At 73.1% G+C, this 18,781-nt stretch carries 13 protein-coding genes and 1 pseudogene; 5 read left to right on the top strand and 9 right to left on the bottom strand.

All coding sequences use genetic code 11. The annotated features are described in order from the left end of the window. The first annotated feature begins 266 nt into the window (after positions 1 to 266). Positions 267 to 1,703 (top strand): MFS transporter, encoded by a 1,437-nt coding sequence (locus GA0074692_RS31775; RefSeq protein ID WP_425413370.1) that lies wholly within the window; start codon positions 267 to 269, stop codon positions 1,701 to 1,703. A 67-nt stretch (positions 1,704 to 1,770) separates the two neighbouring features. Further along, the gene (locus GA0074692_RS31770) at positions 1,771 to 2,196 is read left to right on the top strand and encodes a globin (RefSeq protein ID WP_091651601.1); all 426 of its coding nucleotides are present in this window, start codon (positions 1,771 to 1,773) and stop codon (positions 2,194 to 2,196) included. A gap of 120 nt (positions 2,197 to 2,316) precedes the next feature. Here GA0074692_RS31770 and GA0074692_RS31765 read toward each other — a convergent pair whose 3' ends face one another. From GA0074692_RS31765 to ettA, 4 genes are all read right to left on the bottom strand, one after another. Beyond that, positions 2,317 to 2,904, bottom strand: coding sequence for a type III secretion system chaperone family protein (locus tag GA0074692_RS31765; RefSeq protein WP_091651599.1), 588 nt, complete (start codon positions 2,902 to 2,904; stop codon positions 2,317 to 2,319). 131 nt (positions 2,905 to 3,035) lie between these two features. Continuing rightward, the gene (locus tag GA0074692_RS31760) at positions 3,036 to 3,746 is read right to left on the bottom strand and encodes a DUF8185 domain-containing protein (RefSeq protein ID WP_091654412.1); all 711 of its coding nucleotides are present in this window, start codon (positions 3,744 to 3,746) and stop codon (positions 3,036 to 3,038) included. A gap of 11 nt (positions 3,747 to 3,757) precedes the next feature. Next, complete coding sequence (locus GA0074692_RS31755) at positions 3,758 to 4,210, bottom strand: acyl-CoA thioesterase (RefSeq protein WP_091651596.1); 453 nt, start codon at positions 4,208 to 4,210, stop codon at positions 3,758 to 3,760. 2 nt (positions 4,211 to 4,212) lie between these two features. After that, positions 4,213 to 5,889, bottom strand: a complete 1,677-nt coding sequence (gene ettA, locus GA0074692_RS31750) for an energy-dependent translational throttle protein EttA (RefSeq protein WP_091651594.1) — start codon at positions 5,887 to 5,889, stop codon at positions 4,213 to 4,215. A gap of 352 nt (positions 5,890 to 6,241) precedes the next feature. Here ettA and GA0074692_RS31745 point away from each other — a divergent pair, with 352 nt between their 5' ends. Next, on the top strand, positions 6,242 to 7,642 hold the full coding sequence (locus tag GA0074692_RS31745) for an alpha,alpha-trehalose-phosphate synthase (UDP-forming) (RefSeq protein ID WP_091651591.1): 1,401 nt from the start codon (positions 6,242 to 6,244) through the stop codon (positions 7,640 to 7,642). A gap of 38 nt (positions 7,643 to 7,680) precedes the next feature. Beyond that, positions 7,681 to 10,241 (top strand): annotated as a pseudogene (gene otsB, locus GA0074692_RS31740) (trehalose-phosphatase). A gap of 267 nt (positions 10,242 to 10,508) precedes the next feature. On the opposite strand, the gene cobA reads toward otsB, so the two are convergent. From cobA to cobC, 3 genes are all read right to left on the bottom strand, one after another. Continuing rightward, entirely contained in the window at positions 10,509 to 11,735 is a 1,227-nt protein-coding gene (gene cobA / locus GA0074692_RS31735; RefSeq protein WP_091651588.1) for a uroporphyrinogen-III C-methyltransferase, read from the bottom strand. A gap of 111 nt (positions 11,736 to 11,846) precedes the next feature. Further along, the gene (locus GA0074692_RS31730) at positions 11,847 to 12,941 is read right to left on the bottom strand and encodes a nicotinate-nucleotide--dimethylbenzimidazole phosphoribosyltransferase (protein WP_091654409.1); all 1,095 of its coding nucleotides are present in this window, start codon (positions 12,939 to 12,941) and stop codon (positions 11,847 to 11,849) included. A 47-nt stretch (positions 12,942 to 12,988) separates the two neighbouring features. Then, a complete protein-coding gene (cobC, locus tag GA0074692_RS31725) occupies positions 12,989 to 14,074 on the bottom strand; it encodes an Rv2231c family histidinol phosphate aminotransferase CobC (protein ID WP_091651585.1) in 1,086 nt (361 codons plus the stop codon). Positions 14,075 to 14,230: 156 nt separating this feature from the next. Between cobC and GA0074692_RS31720 the strand changes: the two genes are divergently transcribed. Next, positions 14,231 to 16,363: a transglycosylase domain-containing protein gene (locus tag GA0074692_RS31720; protein WP_091651582.1), complete on the top strand. Its 2,133-nt coding sequence runs from the start codon at positions 14,231 to 14,233 to the stop codon at positions 16,361 to 16,363. 176 nt (positions 16,364 to 16,539) lie between these two features. On the opposite strand, the gene GA0074692_RS31715 is transcribed toward GA0074692_RS31720, so the two are convergent. Both GA0074692_RS31715 and GA0074692_RS31710 read right to left on the bottom strand, forming a co-directional pair. Beyond that, entirely contained in the window at positions 16,540 to 17,109 is a 570-nt protein-coding gene (locus GA0074692_RS31715) for a GNAT family N-acetyltransferase (RefSeq protein ID WP_091651578.1), read from the bottom strand. Continuing rightward, positions 17,106 to 18,671 (bottom strand): cobyrinic acid a,c-diamide synthase CobB, encoded by a 1,566-nt coding sequence (locus tag GA0074692_RS31710; protein WP_091651573.1) that lies wholly within the window; start codon positions 18,669 to 18,671, stop codon positions 17,106 to 17,108. Before GA0074692_RS31710 ends, GA0074692_RS31715 begins: the two co-directional genes overlap by 4 nt. Positions 18,672 to 18,781 lie beyond the last annotated feature (110 nt).

The following is an 18,781-nucleotide window of genomic DNA, read 5'->3' as shown; positions in this document are numbered from 1 at the left end:
CTGCGGTTCTTCTGGTCGAACAGCCAGCGTCGAGGGAGCCGACCTCGGAGGGGTCGCGGTCCGCCCGGCCCCTCGGGTATCGTCCGTTCGTTCAGTCGGAGATGCGACGATCTATCCGTTCACCCTAGCCAGCCTTCAGACGATCGGGCAGAATCCGGAAACAAGCTCCTCGGAGCGTGATCACGTCCTCGCTGCTCCGTAGATCTGACGACGATTTCCGGCCAGGTCGCCACGAGTGGCCGCCGCCGGGAACGATGGAGGCCACGGTGTCCGACGAGCGACCCCTCCACGAAGGTCCGGCCACCTTCAGTGAAGTGTTCGCCCAGCGCGAGTACCGGGCGGTCCTCTCGGCCACCACCCTCTCCTGGATCGGTGACTACATCGCCAAGGCGGCGGTGACCGTCCTGGTCTACCGGGAAACCGACTCGGTGGCCCTCTCGGCGGCGGCGTTCGCGGTGAGCTACCTGCCGTGGCTGATCGGCGGTCCGCTGCTGTCCACGGTGGCCGACCGGTGCCGGTACCGGGCCGTGATGGTCAATTCCGACCTGCTTCGGATGGTGCTGATCGCGCTGGTCGCCATCCCGCACCTGCCGGTCTGGGCGATCCTCGCCCTGCTCTTCACCACCACGCTGGCCAACCCGCCGGCCCAGGCCGCGCGCTCCGCGCTCATGCCGGTGATCCTCACCGGCGACAAACTGGTGGTCGGCCTCTCCCTCAACAGCAGCGTCGGGCAGGCCGCCCAGGTGACCGGCTACCTGCTCGGCGCCGCCATCGCCACGGCCAGCCCCACCGCCGCGCTACTGGTCAACGCGGCCAGCTTCGGCGCGTCCGCGTTGCTCGTGCGGCTCGGCGTCCGCGACCACGCCCGGGTGAACACCGGCGAACCGCGCACGTCGCTGCTGCGGGAGACCGGGGCCGGCTTCCGGATCGTCTTCGGCACCCCGGTGCTGCGATCGATCGCCGTGCTGGTGTTCTGCTCGATGCTCTTCTCCATCGTCCCCGAGGGGCTGGCCGGCGCCTGGGCCGGTGAGCGCTCGGGCGCGGGCGTGGGCGCCGCCGCCACCCAAGCGGTGATCATGGCGGCCGCGCCGGTCGGTTTCATCCTCGGTGGCCTGATCATCGGGCGGGCCGTCCGGCCCACCCGTCGGGTGGCCCTGATCCGTCCGTTCGCCGTGCTGGCCCCCCTGGTGCTGGTGCCGGCCCTGTTCGACCCGCCGCCGGGCGTGGTGGCGCTGCTCGTCGCGGTCTGCGGCTTCTCGGTGGCCGGGCTGCTGCCGGTCGCCAACGGGCTCTTCGTCCGGGCTCTGCCCGACGGCTACCGCGCCCGGGCGTTCGGTGTGATGGCGACCGGCATGCAGGTGATCCAGGGCTTCGCGGTGATCGTCACTGGCCTGCTCGCCGAGCGGTTCTCCATCCCCGGGGTGGTCGGGCTGTGGAGCGCGGCCGGCGTGCTCCTGATGCTCGTGGTGGTGGCCCGCTGGCCGAGCGCCGCCGCCTTCGACGCCGCCATCGCCGCCGCGAAGGCACCCGGCGCACGCCCCCGCGGCGAGATGTCGACTACCGCCGGGACCGGGGCGACCGGAAGCGCCACGCCGACCGCGACCGCTGCCGGCACCGGGGCGACCGGCCGCGCCACGCCGGCCGGTGACGAGGGCCCGCTGGCGGGCCGGCGGGCGGCGGCGGGCGGCACCGCGACGCTGTGATCGAGCACGCATCCCGGCGCGGGCGACCGTACCCGCCGGGGCGAGGGACACCTGGCAGGATGGAACGGTGACTGCCGCAGGTGACTCCGACCGGACCCAGCCGACGACGACCCTCTTCGAGGCGGTCGGGGGTGAGCCGACCTTCCGCCGGCTGGTCGACGAGTTCTACGCCGGTGTTGCCACCGATCCGCTGCTGCGCCCGATGTACCCGGAGGAGGATCTGGGCCCGGCCGCCGACCGGCTGACGCTGTTCCTGATGCAGTACTGGGGCGGGCCGAACACCTACTCGGCCCAGCGCGGGCACCCACGGCTGCGGATGCGGCACGCGCCGTTCCGGGTCGGCCCCGCCGAGCGGGACGCCTGGTTGCTGCACATGCGTCGGGCGGTCGACTCCCTGGACCTGCCGTCCGACGTGGCGACGACGCTCTGGGACTACCTGGAGCGGGCGGCGTACTTCATGGTCAACGTGATGGAGGACCCGGCCGTCCGCTGACCTCGCCGACAGGCCGAGCGCCCGACGGCCCACGAGGCGCCCGGGCCGGCGGGCAGCCGACCAGCGGACCCCGCGGAACGACGCCGGCCGGAGGTCCGGCCGGCGTCGCCGACATCGTCGTCAGAGCAGAGCGCCCTCGTCGTGCAGCCAGTCGACGAAGTTCGTCGCGACCGCCGCACCGCAGTCGAGCAGCTCGACCAGGAGCGCGTCGTGCGTCCCCGCGCCGCGCGGCACCTGAAGTTCGGCGTAGATCGGCAGTTGCCCGCGCTCGGTCGGATCACCGATGTACGCCTTGCAGAACCGTCGGGTGTGGTTCCACTCGTTGACCACCCGGTAGGCCCGGTCGGCCCAGTCCGGTGGGACGGTCGCGTGTGGACGCGCCCGCATCACCAGGATCTCGTCCTCCGGCCCCTCCAGGGTGACCAGCACCGCGTGCCGTTCCCACATAGCCAGCAGGTTGCCGTCGCCGTCCGCCAGGTAACGGACGTCCAGCAGGTCGAGCGCGTCACAGACCCGACCGAGATTCACCGGCGCGACGGTGGCCGACATCTCCTTGCTGACCGGCCGGTCTGCGGCGGGGAGACAGTCGTCTCCCGGCTCGCGTGGTGCCGGTGGTCCGACCCGGACGCTGCCATCCACTGTGATCCCACTCCGACTTTCCGGCTCGCCACCACCGGCGTGACCGGGGCGCCATGACCACCACGGCATCGCTCGCGCACCTCACTCCCCAGCGGATCCATACGCCTACGGTGCGTTGGATCCGAGGATGGACGGTACCCGGACAGCCGGCGCGAAGCATCCCCCCAACGCCAGCCCCGGGACAGAAGAAGGATTAGGGGTCATCCGTTCGGATGATCACCCGATGGCTTTATGACAAGGTCTGCCACGTTCTGCGACCAACAGACTCCGTACGGCGCGGCCAGACCGACCCAGCGGTTGGCCAGGCGTACCTGTACCTCTCCCGGGACGGCCCCGGCGGCCGGTCCGAGGAAGCCCATCCGGACCACCCCCTGCACCAGCCGCTGGGGCACCTCGACCCGCTCCCCCGACTCGCCGGTGACGACCACCGCGACGTGGTCCAGCAGGGCGTCGCGGACCGCGCGCTGGCCGACCGCCCGCCCCGCCACGCCGTGCGTCGCGGCGGCGCGCAGGGTGCCGGCCGCCGCGTCGGCCACCCGACGCAGCTCGGCGGCGGGGATCGTCTCCACCACCCGTCCGGACCCCGACGGCAGCGGCCAGCGCCACTGCGCGTCCCGCCGCGCGGGCAGGGCGGTCCCGTCCCCGGCCAGTGCCGCCAGGAGGTCGGCGGCGGCGACCGTCGCGTCGCCCGGCCCCGGGCCGGCCACCGTCCGGCAGACCAGCACCCCCCAGGGCAGCCGGGCCCAGAGCGCCGTCGGCCCGGCTGGGTCGACCGGGCGGAGCCGGACCACCGTTGCCGGGTCGAACCGGACCAGCCGGGCCAGAAACGCACCGGCGTCGGCGACACCGACCAGGCCGTGCCCGCCCGACGCGACGGACGCCGCCCCGCCGGCCACCCCGGTCCCGGTCACGCCAGCGCCGGTCACGCCGGCTCCTCCGCCGGCGGCAGCAGGTAGTTGCCCAGGAAGGTCCGCTCGTCGTCGGTGAGCCGGCGCAGCCGCTTCTCCGCCAGGTCGTACGGGACCAGCACCGAGCGGGCCCGGCTGGCCAGCACCTCGCCGTCGTACAGCTCGTAGGCGATGGTGAAGGCGGACCGCCGGATCTCCTCCACCCAGAGTTCGATCCGGACGGTCGGGGCCGCGTCCGCGGTGGCCCGGCCGAGGGCGTAGTCGACCGGGCGCACGTAGTCGATCTCGTGCCGGGCGATCACCACGCCCTCGGCGAACGAGCCGACCCCCCACGCCCGGCCGCCGGCGAACATCAACGCCACCCGGGCCTCCTCGTAGAGGGTGAGGAAGCGGGCGTTGTTGACGTGGCCGTACGCGTCCAGGTCGGACCAGCGCAGCGTGCAGTGGTAGACGAACCGGTCGCTCATGGTCAGTCGCGGGTGAGCTTGCGGTAGGTGACCCGGTGCGGCCGGGCCGCCTCGGCGCCCAGCCGGTCGATCTTGTTCTTCTCGTACGCCTCGAAGTTGCCCTCGAACCAGAACCACTTGGACGGGTTCTCGTCGTCGCCCTCCCAGGCGAGCATGTGCGTGGCGACCCGGTCCAGGAACATCCGGTCGTGGGAGATGACCACGGCGCAGCCGGGGAACTCCAGCAGCGCGTTCTCCAGGCTGGAGAGGGTCTCCACGTCCAGGTCGTTGGTCGGCTCGTCGAGCAGGATCACGTTGCCGCCGATCTTGAGCGTCAACGCCAGGTTGAGCCGGTTGCGCTCACCGCCGGAGAGCACCTTGGTCGGCTTCTGCTGGTCCGGCCCCTTGAACCCGAAGGCGGCGATGTACGCCCGGGACGGCATCTCGACCTTGCCCACCATGAGGTGGTCCAGCCCGTCGGAGACGACCTCCCAGACCGTCTTGTCGCCGTCGAGGCCCTGCCGGTTCTGGTCGACGTACGACAGGGAGACCGTCTCGCCGACCCGCACCGCGCCGTCGGTCGGCTGCTCGAACCCGACGATGGTCTTGAACAGGGTGGTCTTGCCGACGCCGTTCGGGCCGATGATGCCGACGATGCCGTTGCGCGGCAGCGAGAAGGACAGGTTGTCGATCAGCACCCGGTCGCCGAAGCTCTTGGTCAGGTTGTTCGCCTCGATGACCGTGTTGCCCAGGCGCGGGCCCGGCGGGATCTGGATCTCCTCGAAGTCCAGCTTGCGGGTCTTCTCCGCCTCGGCGGCCATCTCGTCGTACCGGTCGAGCCGGGCCTTGGACTTGGTCTGCCGGGCCTTGGCGTTGGAGCGCACCCACTCCAGCTCGTCGGAGAGGCGCTTCTTCATCTTGGCGTCCCGGCGACCCTCGACGGAGAGCCGGGCGGCCTTCTTCTCCAGGTACGTGGAGTAGTTGCCCTCGTACGGGTATGCCCGGCCGCGGTCCAGCTCCAGGATCCAGTTGGCCACGTTGTCCAGGAAGTACCGGTCGTGGGTGATGGCGATGACCGTGCCGGCGTACTTGGCCAGGTGCTGCTCCAGCCACAGCACGCTCTCCGCGTCCAGGTGGTTGGTGGGCTCGTCGAGCAGCAGCAGGTCGGGAGCCTCCAGCAGCAGCTTGCACAGCGCGACCCGGCGGCGCTCGCCACCGGAGAGCTCGGTGACGTCGGCGTCCGGCGGCGGGCAGCGCAGCGCGTCCATGGCCAGTTCGAGCTTGGAGTCGATGTCCCACGCGTCGGCGTGGTCCAGCTCCTCCTGGAGCTTGCCCATCTCCTCCATCAGCTCGTCGGAGTAGTCGGTCGCCATCTCCTCGGCGATCTTGTTGAACCGCTCGAGCTTGGCCTTGGTCTCGGCGACCGCCTCCTCGACGTTGCCGAGCACGGTCTTGGCGTCGTTGAGCGGGGGCTCCTGCGCCAGCATCCCGACGGTGTAGCCGGGCATCAGCCGGGCCTCGCCGTTGCTCGGCCGGTCCAGCCCCGCCATGATCTTGAGCAGGCTGGACTTACCCGCGCCGTTCGGGCCGACCACACCGATCTTGACACCGGGCAGGAAGTTCAGCGTCACGTTGTCGAGCACGACCTTGTCGCCGTGCGCCTTGCGCGCCTTCTCCAGGACGTAGATGAACTGGGCCACGGTGCGGGCTACCTCCGTACGTTGCGATTGGGAGCCGGCGAGCGAAGGGCGGACCGGACCGCCCGCGTGCCGCCGGCCGGTCGGCCGCGCGCACGCACGCCGTCGTCAATCCTGACAGGTACGCCGTGCTCCGCCCACATCACCCCGCCCTCACCGGGGCATGTCACCCGGTACCGGTCGCCGAGGACCCGTCGCCGTCGTCGTGCCGGTCCGTCAAGGGAAGGTCGGGCAGATCACGTCCGGGTTCGAGGGCCGCTGACCGGGGAAGTAACTGCCGCACGGGGCCCCAGACAGCGCAGATACGCTCAGTACGCCGTGCGCTGGACCCGTCGTTGACCGGAGGTGGCCGATCGTGACCGTCCGTAGCTCCTTTGTCGTTGTGGCGAACCGTCTACCAGTCGACGAGGTGAGCACTCCGGAGGGCCGACAGTGGCGCCGCAGCCCGGGCGGTCTGGTCACCGCGCTGCACCCGGTCCTCGCCGAGCACCAGGGCACCTGGGTCGGCTGGGCGGGCGGTACCGGCGCCGCCCCCGACCCGTTCGAGGTGGAGGGCATCCGGCTGCACCCGGTGCCGCTGAGCGCCGAGGAGCTGGAGCGCTACTACGAGGGGCAGTCCAACGCCACGATCTGGCCGCTCTACCACGACGCGGTGGAGACCCCGGCGTACAAGCGGCGCTGGCGGGACGCGTACCGGCTGGTCAACGCCCGGTTCGCGGAGGCCGCAGCGGAGGTGGCGGCCGAGGGCGGGACGGTCTGGGTGCAGGACTACCAGCTCCAGCTCGTCCCGGCGATGCTCCGCGAGCTCCGGCCGGACCTCAAGATCGGCTTCTTCCTGCACATCCCGTTCCCGCCGATCGAGCTGTTCATGCAGATGCCGCTGCGGGCCGAGGTGCTGCGTGGCCTGCTCGGCGCCGACCTGGTCGGTTTCCAGCAGCGGCTGGCCGCGCAGAACTTCGTCCGGTTGGCCCGGCACCTGCTCGGCCTGCGCTACGAGGGGCAGATGATCCAGGTCGACGGCCGACGGGTCAAGGCCGGCGCGTTCCCGATCTCGATCGACGTCAAGGAGATGGAGCGGCTCGCCGCCGACCCGGGGATCCAGGCCCGGGCCAAGCAGATCCGCGAGGAGTTGGGCAACCCGAAGACGATCATCCTGGGCGTGGACCGGCTGGACTACACCAAGGGCATCGAGCTGCGCCTCAAGGCATTCCGCGAGCTGCTCTCTGACGGAAAGCTGACAGTTCCGGAGGCGGTCATGGTGCAGGTGGCCACCCCGAGTCGAGAACGGGTCGAGCACTATCAGGCGCTGCGGGTGAAGGTCGAACGAGAAGTCGGCCGGATCAACGGCGAGTACGGCCGGGTCGGCGTGCCGGCCGTCCACTATCTTCATCAGTCGTACTCTCGCAGTGAGCTCGCCGCGATGTATGTTGCGGCGGACGTGATGATGGTGACCCCGCTGCGAGACGGAATGAATTTGGTGGCCAAGGAGTACGTGGCATCGCGCGCCGACCAGGGCGGCGCGCTCGTGCTCAGTGAGTTTGCCGGTGCGGCGACGGAGCTGCGCCAGGCGTTTCTGTGTAACCCGCACGACCCCGAAGCGGTCAAGGAAGCCCTGCTGAAGGCTGTGCACGTGGAGCGGACGGAGGCCCGCCGCCGCATGCGAATCATGCAACGACACCTGCGTACCCACGATGTGGGCCATTGGGCCCGGTCGTTCCTCAGCGAACTCGGCACACCTGACGTGGAGGCGGCGTGAACACGACCGCCACCGAGACCACGCAGACCTCCGAGGTCATGGACCCCGAGCTGCGCGCGGCGATCGGCCGGATCGCCCGGGTCCCCCAACTTCTGGTCGCCTGCGACTACGACGGCACGCTCGCCCCGATCGTCGAGGATCCGAGCAAGGCCGTCCCGCTGCACGAGTCGGTGGCCGCCGTACGGGCGCTCGCCGCGCTGCCGCAGACCAGCGTCGCGGTGGTCTCCGGACGCGCGCTGCGCGACCTGGCCGCCCTGTCCCGGCTGCCCAGCGAGGTGCACCTGGTGGGCAGCCACGGCTCCGAGTTCGACATCGGCTTCGTCGAACGGCTCAGCCCCGAGCTGATCGCCGTACGGACCCGGATGCGCAACGAGCTGCGCGATATCGCCGCCGCCCACCCGGGCGTCCGGTTGGAACGCAAGCCGGCCAGCGTCGCGGTGCACACCCGGGGGGTGCCGCCGCAGATCGCGGCCCAGGCCGTCGAGGCGGTCCGCAACGGGCCGGCCACCTGGGACGGGGTCACGGTCACCCAGGGCAAGGAGGTCATCGAGCTGTCGGTGGTCGCCACCCACAAGGGCACCGCCATGGACCAGCTCCGGACCCAGCTCGCCGCGAGCGCGGTGCTGTTCATCGGGGACGACGTCACCGACGAGAACGCCTTCGGCAACCTGCACGGCCCCGACGTCGGCATCAAGATCGGCCCCGGGGAGACGAAGGCGCAGTACCGGGTCGCCGAGCCGATCGAGGCCGCCCGGGCGTTGGCCCTGCTGCTGGAGACCCGGCGGCACTGGCTGTTCGGTGAGCGGGCGGTGCCGATCGAGCGGCACTCAATGCTGGCGAACGGGCGGACCGTCGCGCTGCTCACCCCGGAAGCCAAGATCAGCTGGCTGTGCCACCCCAAGCCGGACTCGGCGGCCATCTTCGCCGACCTGGTCGGCGGCAGCCCGGCCGGGCACTTCAGCGTCGCCCCGGAGCGGGGCGGCATCCCGCTGGGGCAGCGCTACCGCAGCGGCACCATGACGGTGGAGACCCGTTGGTCGGGGCTGACCGTGACCGACTGGCTCGACCGGCCGTCCAGCGACCACGTGCCGAGCGAGTCGACCATGGTCTCCGGCGACTCGACCCTGATCCGGGTGCTCACCGGCTCCGGCCGGGTCCGGCTGGAGTTCGCCCCCCGGCCGGAGTTCGGCCAGGTGGCCGTGCAGCTCCAGCCGCTCGGTGACGGGCTGCTGGTGCTCGGCTCCAACGAGCCGGTGGCGCTCTACTCCCCCGGCGTGCAGTGGCAGGTGACCAACGACGGCGGGTACGAGACCGCCAAGGCGGTGGTCGACCTGGCCGCCGCCGGCGGGCAGGTCACCTGCGAGCTGCGCTTCGGCACGCACAGCCTGGAGCACCACCGGGTCCCGGTGCACGAGCGGCAGACGCTCGCCGAGCAGCCGTGGAAGGACTGGGCGGCCTCGCTGCGGCTGCCGCAGACCGCGCGTGACCTGGTCGTCCGCAGCGCGCTCACGCTGCGCGGGCTGTGTCACGAGGCGACCGGCTCGATCCTCGCGGCGGCGACCACCTCACTGCCGGAGGAGCTGGGCGGCGTCCGTAACTGGGACTACCGGTACTGCTGGCTGCGGGACGCGTCGATGACCGCGCGGGTGCTGGTCGACCTCGGCTCCATCGAGGAGGCCGAGGCGCTGCTGCGCTGGGTGGACGGCTGCATCGAGCGCACCGGTGGGCACCCGGAGCGGCTGCACCCGCTCTACACCGTCGACGGGTACGAGCTGGGCGCCGAGGCGGTCATCGACACCCTCCCCGGCTACGCCGGCTCCCGTCCGGTGCGGGTCGGCAACCTCGCCAACCACCAGCTCCAGCTCGACGTCTTCGGCCCGATCGCCGACCTGATCGCGGCCGTGGCCGACGCCCGAGGCTCGGTACGCGAGACCGAGTGGCGGGTGCTGGAGAACATGGTCGAGGCGGTCCGCCGCCGCTGGCACGAGCCCGACCACGGCATCTGGGAGGCCCGCCTCCCGCCCCGGCACCACATCTTCTCGAAGGTGATGTGCTGGATGACCGTCGACCGGGCACTGAACGTGATCCGGCAGCACGGCGAGGGCGACCGGCCGGAGTGGGTGGAGCTGCGCGAGCGGATCGCCGCGAACGTGCTCGAGCACGGCTGGCACGAGGGCGTCGAGGCGTACAGCGTCGCGTACGGGGACGAGGAGATGGATGCCTCGTCTCTCTGGATCGGCCTGTCCGGGCTGCTCCCCGGCGACGACCCGCGCTTCCTCTCCACCGTGCTCAAGATCGAGGCGGACCTGCGTAGCGGCCCGGTCGTCTACCGGTACCACTGGGACGACGGCCTGCCCGGCCGGGAGGGCGGCTTCCACATCTGCACGGCGTGGCTGATCGAGGCGTACCTGCGCACCGGTCGACGCACCGACGCGGAGGAGCTGTTCACCCAGATGATCGACACGGCGGGGCCGACCGGGCTGCTCCCGAGCAGTACGACCCGCTCGCCGAGCGTGGGCTGGGCAACCACCCGCAGGCGTACAGCCACCTCGGGCTGATCCGCTGCGCCCTGCTGCTGGACAACATGCTCAAGGTCTGACCCGACCCGACCGACGGCGGCGGGGGACTCCGGTCCCCCGCCGCCGTTCGTCGTCTCCGCCCTACGCGCCCCCCGCCCCGTGATCGACTCCGCCCCGCGCGCCGCCCGCCGGCCTCTCGGCCCCGTGATCGACTCCATTTCGCCGAAACGGGGGTGTCGCAGGGCTTCGGACACCGCCATTTCGGCGAGATGGCGACCCGGACAAGCCGGCCCGGACAGGCGGGCCGGGCGGGCGGGGCCGGGCCGGGGTCAGGGGTGGGGCCGGGGTCAGGGGTGGGGCAGGGCGGAGACGACGTCGCCGAGGACCACCACGGCGGGGGGACGCAGACCGGCAGCCGCCGCGTCGGCCGCCACGGTGGCGAGGGTGGAGTGGATGGTGCGCTGGGCGCTGGTGGTGCCCTCCTGCACCACAGCCGCCGGGGTGGCCGGATCACGGCCGTGCGCGAGCAGGGTGGCGGTGATCGCCGACAGGTTCTTCAGGCCCATCAGGATCACCAGCGTGCCACGCAGCGCGGCGAGCGCCGGCCAGTTCACCCGGGACTCCGGATGCTCCGGCGCGAGGTGCCCGGAGACCACGGTGAACTCGTGGGCCACCCCCCGGTGGGTGACCGGGATGCCGGCCAACGCCGGAACCGCGATCGAGCTGGTCACCCCGGGCACCACGGTCACCGGCACACCGGCCGCCGCGCAGGCCAGCAGTTCCTCGCCGCCCCGGCCGAAGACGTACGGGTCACCGCCCTTGAGCCGGACCACGAACGCGCCGGCCGACGCCCGCTCCACGAGGATCCGGTTGATCTCCTCCTGGGCCCGAGACGGCCCGTACGGGATCTTCGAGGCGTCGACCAGTTCCACGTCGGGGTGCAGTTCGTCGAGGAGCAGCCCGGGCACCAGCCGGTCGGCGATCACCACGTCCGCCTCGGCGAGCAGCCGCCAGCCCCGGAGGGTGATCAGCTCCGGGTCGCCCGGTCCCGCCCCGACCAGGGCCACCTGTCCGGCCCGCCGCCGTGTCCCCGTCCCCGCCTCCGGTCGCAGCGGGCTGTCCGGGCCGTCCAGCAGGTCGCGGACAGCGTCCCGGGTCGCCCGGGACCGGTGCGGGTCGCCGCCGCCGAGCACGCCGACGGTGACCGGGCCGTGCCGGGTGACCGCGGGGGTCCAGGCGGTGGCGGCGAACCGGTCGTCGGCGCGTACGCAGAAGATCCGACGTTCGGCGGCGACGGCACTGACCGCCGCCGCGGCGGCCCGGTCGTCCACGGCCACCTGGACCAGCCACGCCCCGTTCAGGTCGGCCGGGACGAACCGACGCGGCTCCCAGTGCAGCCGGCCGGCGTCGACGTGCGCCCGCAGCGCCGGGGTGAGTTCCGGGGCGACCAGCAGGACGTCCGCGCCGGCGTCCAGCAGCGCCGGCACCCGGCGGGTGGCGACCGTGCCACCGCCGACCACGACCACCCGCCGACCGGCCAGCCGCAACCCCAGCGGGTACGGATTCTCGCTCACGCCGCCGCCTCGCTTCGCTCCCCGGCAGCGCGAGGCGCCCCGCTACTGAGCCCCATGGTTCGCTCGCCCTGCTCGCTCACGCCGCCGCCTCGCTTCGCTCGCCCTGCTCGCTCATTTCTCGGCCACTCCTGCCGCGTCGAAGGTGGCCACCTCATGCAGTACCCGGGCCGCCCCGGTCACCACCGGCAGGGCGAGCAGCGCGCCGGTCCCCTCGCCGAGGCGCAGCCCCAGGTCGACCAGGGGGTCGAGGCCGAGGTGACGCAGTGCGACGGTGGCTCCCGGCTCGGCGGACCGGTGCCCGGCGATCATCGCGCCCACCGCGTGCGGGGTGAACGCGGCGGCGGCGAGCGCGGCGGAGACCGCGATCACCCCGTCCAGCAGCACCGGGGTCCGGCGGGCCGCCGCGGCCAGGATCAGCCCGGTCAGCGCGGCGTGTTCCAGGCCGCCGACGGCGGCGAGCACGCCGAGCGGGTCGGCCGGTTCGGGCTGGTGCCGGCGCAGCGCGCGCCGCACCACGTCCACCTTCCGCTGGTACGTCTCGTCGTCGACGCCGGTGCCGCGACCGGTAACCTCGGCCGGGTCGCTCCCGGTGAAGGCGGCGACCAGGGCGGCCGACGGAGTGGTGTTGCCGATGCCCATGTCGCCGGTGAGCAGGATGCCCGCCCCCGCCGCGATCAACTCGTCGGCGACCCGGATCCCGGTCTCCACCGCCGCCCGTGCCTCGTCCCGGGTGAGGGCGGCGGTGACGGTCAGGTCCCGGGTGCCGGCGCGGACCTTCGCCGCCACCAGCCGGGGCGCGTCGATCCCGGCCCCGGTCGCCGGTACGCCGGGAAGCACGTCAGCGACCGCCGGTGAACCGGGTGACGCGTCGGCGGCCGGCGGCGGGCCGGACACGGGCAGCGGGGTGGCCACGCCCACGTCGACCACGGTCACCGAAGCACCGGCCTGGCGGGCGAAGGCGTTCACCACCGCCCCGCCGGCCAGGAAGTTGCCGATCATCTGGGCGGTGACCTCCTGCGGCCAGGGAGTGACACCCTGGGCGTGGACGCCGTGGTCGCCCGCGAAGATCGCCACCGCCGCCGGTTCGGGCAGCGGCGGCGGGCAGGCGCCGGCCAGCCCGGCGAGGCGTACCGAAAGCTCCTCCAGGGTGCCGAGAGAGCCGGCCGGCTTGGTCAGCCGGGCCTGAAGGTCTCGGGCGGCGGCCATGGCCGCCTCGTCGAGCGGGCCGATCGCCGCGATCGTGGTCTCCACCGTTAAGCCTCCAGGATCTCCGCCAGTACCTCGGTGAACGCGTCGGTGGTCCGCGGGTCGCGGACCGCCACCCGCAGCCAGTCCGGGCCGAGCCCGGGGAAGGTGTCGCCCCGGCGCACCGCCCAGCCCCGCTCGCGCAGGGCGAGCCGGATCCGGTCCGCGCCGGTGATCTCCAAGAGTACGAACGCGCTGGCCGGACGGCCCGCGACGCGTACGCCGGGCAGGGCGGCGAGGCGGGCCACCAGGTGGTCGCGGTCGGTGGCCAGGCGCGCGGCGATGGCGCGTTCGGCGGCGACCGCTTCCGGTGCGGCACAGGCCGTCGCGGCGGCCAGCGCCGGGGTGGAGACCGCCCAGAGCGGCTGGACCCGCGCGAGCCGGGCCAGCAGGTCGGCCGCGCCGAGCAGGTAGCCGATCCGCAGCCCGGCCAGTCCCCAGGTCTTGGTGAGGCTGCGGAGCACCAGCAGGCCGGGCAGGTCGCGCCGGCTGGCGAGCGACTCCGGCTCGCCCGGCACACCCGGTACGGCGGTGGTGTCGGCGAACGCCTCGTCCACCACCAGGACCCGACCGGGGCGGGCCAGCGCGGCGATCGTGTCGGCCGGGTGCAGCACCGAGGTCGGGTTGGTGGGGTTGCCGATCACCACCAGGTCGGCGTCGGCGGGCACCCGGGCCGGGTCGAGCCGGAACCCGTCGGCCGCGTCGAGCAGCACCCGCTCCACCCGGTGACCGGCGGCGGCGAGCGCGGCCTCCGGCTCGGTGAACTGTGGATGCACCACCACCGGTCGGCGTACCCCGCGCAACGCCTGCGCGATCAGCACGAAGCCCTCGGCGGCCCCGGCGGTGAGCAGGACCTCCGCCGGGGGCCGGCGGTGCCGGGCGGCGACCGCCGCCCGGGCCGGGACCGGGTCGGGATAGCGGGCGAGGTCGCCCAGGGCGGCGGCGACGGGCTCGGCCAGCCAGGGCGGCATCGGGGCCTGACGGACGTTGACCGCGAGGTCGACCAGGCCGTCGCCGACCTCGGCGTCACCGTGGTGACCGAGGTCGGGTTCCGGCACGACGCCCACAGGCGCTCCGATCGGCTGACCACGCATGCCCGCGATCCTGCCGGGAAGCCGGCGCGCGGGACAGCGCATCGGAGAGTGTGGCGCGTCACCACCGCCGCAGGTCACCCTCCCGGGGCCGAAAATCCCTCGAGAGAATTATGAATACGACTCATCTCTTAACGGGATATGTCATAGCTTGACGGCGTGAGCATCCGACCCCTTGCTTCCCTTGGTCGTTGTGTCCCTCTCCTCCGCGCCGGGCTGATCGCCGGGATCATCACGGCGGCCGTGGCGTATCCGATCGTCGCCGCCGCCGGCATCGGCGCGCAGGCCGGCGCGGAGTTCTCCGAGCACAAGGCCGACCTGCTGCGCACCACGCTGCCCGCCGAGACGTCCTACCTCTACGCCGCCGACGGCAAGACCGTGCTGACCATGTTCTACGAGGAGTACCGGCAGTACACGAAACTCAAGGACATCGCGCCGAGCATGCAGCACGCCATGGTCGCCGCCGAGGACAATCGCTTCTACCAGCACCGGGGCGTGGACCCGAAGGGTGTGGTCCGGGCGTTCGTCGCCAACTCCCAGTCCGGTGGGGTCTCCCAGGGCGCATCGACGCTCACCATGCAGTACGTCCGGATGGCCCTGCGGGACAGCGCCACGACACCGCACGAGGTGCAGGCGGCCACCGCCCAGACCAGCATCCGCAAGGTCAGGGAGATGCGGCTCGCCCTCGACGTCGAGAAGCAGATGTCGAAGGAGGACATCCTCGAGCGCTACCTGAACTCGGCCTACTTCGGCCACCGGGCGTACGGTATCTACGCCGCCGCGCAGATCTTCTTCTCGAAGAAGCCGAAGGACCTGACCCCGGTCGAGTCCGCCACCCTGGCCGGCCTGGTCAAGTCCCCGTCCGAGTACGACCCGGTCACCTCCGACCAGAAGGACGCGACCGGCCGCCGCAACTACGTGCTGACCCGGATGAGCCAGCTCGGCTACCTCTCGCCGGAGGCCGCCGCGCAGGCCAGCACGGAACCGCTGCGGATAGACCAGAGCGACCCGCGCAACGACTGCGCCTCGATCCCGCAGCAGCACAACAGCCTCGGCTTCGCCTGCGACTACCTGAAGAACTGGTGGAGCGCCCAGCCCGCGTTCGGCGAGAACCGACTGGAACGCATCGACGAGCTACGCCGGGGCGGCTACCGGATCGTGCTCAGCATCGACCCGAAGATCCAGAAGGCCGCCGAGCAGAACATCGACGCGGAGGGCAGCACCGGCAGCCCGTACGCGCACGGGCTGGTCGTCGCCGAGCCGGGCACCGGCCGGGTGAAGGCGATGGCGGTGAACCGGACGTACTCCCTGGACACCAGCGAGAATCCGCCCACCTCCAACCCGGAGGCCGACCCGAAGGTCAAGGCCAACTTCCCGAACACGGTCGCCCCGCTGCTCGGTGGCGGCAGCCTTCCCGGCTACCAGGCCGGTTCGACGTTCAAGATGTTCCCGATGCTCGCCGCGCTGGACGCCGGGATGCCGCTCTCCACCTCGTTCAACGCCCCGCACAGGTACCGCTCCGAGATCTACGACGGCTGGGCGCCGTCGAACGCGAGTGGAGCGATGAGCGGTACGCAGACCATGTGGTCCGGCTTCGGCAAGTCGGTCAACACGTACTTCGTCTGGCTGGAGGAGCGGGTCGGCGCGGACCGGGCGGTCCGGCTGGCCGAGCAGCTCGGGCTGCGCTGGCGTACCGACGTCGACCGGCACCACGCGTCGCCGGAGAAGGCCAAGACGTGGGGCGCGTTCACCCTCGGCGTCTCCGACGCGACGCCGCTGGAGCTGGCCAACGCGTACGGGGCCATCGCCGCCGACGGCCGGTACTGCGAGGCGATCCCGGTGCTCTCGATCACCACCCGGGACGGCACCCCGGCGACCTACCGGACCCCGTCCGGGCTGACCCGGGAGGTGGCGAAGCCGCGCTGCCGGCAGGTGGTGGACGCCGGCGCGGCCCGCGCCGCCACCGACGCCGCCCGCTGCCCCACCGGCGACTCGCCGGCCCGGGGCGGGTGCGGGGGCTGGTCGACCGCGGACAGCGTCCGGGGCACCGTCGGCCGCCCGGTGGCCGGCAAGACCGGTACGACCGACAGCACCCGGTCCGCCTGGTTCGTCGGCTACACCCCGGAGCTGGCGGCGGCGAGCTTCATCGCCGACCCGGACAACCCGTTCAACGCGGTCGGTGACGGCCAGTCGCAGAAACCGATCAACGCGGTCGCCCAGACCCTGCGCGACGCCCTCAAGGACCAGCCCGTCCGCAACTTCACCCCACCTCCGGACCGCCTCGTCGGCTGATGCCGTCCGGAAGGCTGGCGGGTTGGCGCCCCCGCCAGCCTTCCCCGGTCCGGCCGGGAGGGCCGGAGTGCCGGGCGGGGAGAGCAGGCGGGCCGGAGGGCGGGGCGGCCAGGCGGGGCGGCCAGGCGGGGCGAAAGGCCAGGCGGGGAGGGCCGGAGGGCCCGGCAGGCGGGCGGTCAGCGGAGGTCGGCGGTGACGAAGGACCAGAGTTCGAGGTCGACGCGGTTGCCCCGGACGTAGCCAGCGTTACGCAGCAGTCCCTCGTAGCTGAACCCGGCCTTCTCGGCCACCCGGCGGGACGCCACATTGCCCGGGGCCACCCGCAGCTCGACCCGCTGGAACCCGTGCTCCATGATCAGCGCGATGGCCAGCGCGAGGACCGCCTCCGCCGCCAGGCCGAACCCGCGCGCCTCCGGCGCCATCGCGTACGAGATCTCGGTGAGCCGGGCCGCCCAGTCGGTCCGCTTGGTCCAGAGGCAGCCGATCACCCGGACGTCCTCCCGGCGTACCACCGCGAAGTGGTCGCCGTCGCCGCTGTCCCGCCGCTGCCGGGCCAGGTCGGTGCACCAGGACAGCCCGTCGATCTGCCCCGCCTCGTCGGCGATCGGCAGCCAGCGCTGGGTCAACCGGTCCGCGAAGATCGCCGAGACCGGTTCGGCGTCCAACGGGGTGTGCCGGCGCACCTCCGTACGCGGGGTGGAGACGGTCAGCCCCGGGAAGCGGCGCACCGCGACCTGGCCGATCACGCCGGGCCCCCGGGCCGGCGGCCCGCCTCGCCCGCAGCGGCGACCGACAGCCCGGCGGGCCTGGAGCCGGCAGGTGCCGAGGTGCGCTGGCCAGCGGGTCCGAAGCCGGTCGGGGCCGGGGCTCCAGCGGCCGGTGCCGGAGTACGGGCGGCGGCTCCGGAGCCGGCTACGTCACGCCGGGCGGCGGCCACGGCTGCGGCGACCAGTCGGGCGGCGATCTCCGGCGCGCCGGCCCAGTGCAGGGCGAGCTGGGAGCCGTAGCCGCCGGACCAGACGTACCCCTCCGGTGTGCCGCCGGGCCAACTCCACGCCGGGCGCTCCCCCGCCCGGGGCGTCAGCACGGCCCGATGCTGCTTGTAGCCGGAACGCACCGCGCCCCGGGGCGCCACCAGGCTCTCCGTCGCGGCCGTCGCCTCCCGGTAGCCGAGCACCACGCTGTCGCGGGTCACCCCGGCCGCGTCGAGCACCCCGCACATCGGCCGGCCGTCCCACTCCCGGGCCAGCCAGAGCAGCCCCGCCCCCTCCGCCAGCACCGGACGGCCGGCGCGGGCCAGCTCCGCCACCGCCTCGCGGAGCCGCCGGTTGGCGGAGAGCTGCTCCCCGTACGCCTCGGGAAGCCCGGCCCCGACGACCAGCGCGGCGGCGCCCGGCGGCAGGACCTCGTCACGGAGCGGGTCCACGGGGACCACCTCGGCCCCGGCGGCGGCGAGCAGTTCGGCGGTCTCGGCGTACCCGTAGCAGCCGCGCGGGGTGCCGGCGAGCGCGACCACCGGACGGTCCGGCCGGGCGACGGGCGCACCGGGCGACCAGGGTCCGACGGGGGTCGGTGCGCCGGGTGACCAGGGCTCGACGGCCAGCGGCGGCGCCGAGCGGGCCAGCCCGAGCAGTCCGTCCAGGTCGACCCGGTCGGTTATCCCCTCCCCCAGTCGCCGGACCGCCCGGGTCAGCTCCGGGTCTCCGGTCAGCGCCGGCACCAGCCCGGACGACCGGGCCGGGAACATCGGGGGCAGGTCGCCGGGGCGCAGCGTCCCGAAGACCGGTACGCCGATGTCGTCCAGCGCCTCCCCCAGCAGTTGCTCGTGTCGTGGCGAGGCGACCCGGTTCAGGATCACCCCACCCAGCCAGAGCAGTTCGTCGTACGAGCGGAAGCCGTGCACCAGGGCGGCCACCGACTGCCCCATCGCCGACACGTCGACCACCAGCACCACCGGGCTGCGCAGCGCGGTGGCGACCGCGGCGGTGGACTCGACCTCGGACGGGCCGACGACGCTGTCGTAGAGGCCCATGGTGCCCTGCACCAGGGCGATCTCCGCCCCGGACGCCCCGTGCGCGAAGAGCGGGGCGACACGTTCCGGCCCGACCAGCCGGGCGTCGAGGTTGCGGCCAGGCCGCCCCTCGGCGGCCACCCCGAGGTACCCGGCGTCGACGTGGTCCGGCCCCACCTTGAACCCGGCGACGTCCAGCCCACGTTTCCGGAAGGCGGCCACCAGACCGATCGAGACGGCGTTCTTGCCATGCCCCGACGAGGGCGCGGCGACCACGAGACGTGGCACGACGCTCATCAACGACTCCTCCGGGGCGGCGGTACGCGGCGAACGCGCACGGTCGGTGGCGGACGGGCGGCGGCCGTGTCACGCTGCTCGCCACGCCGCCCGGCGGTTCGTCCGCGTGA

The sequence above is a fragment of the Micromonospora pallida genome, assembly GCF_900090325.1.
GTDB classification, from domain to species: domain Bacteria; phylum Actinomycetota; class Actinomycetes; order Mycobacteriales; family Micromonosporaceae; genus Micromonospora; species Micromonospora pallida.
This window is presented reverse-complemented; position numbering and strand designations above follow the sequence as displayed.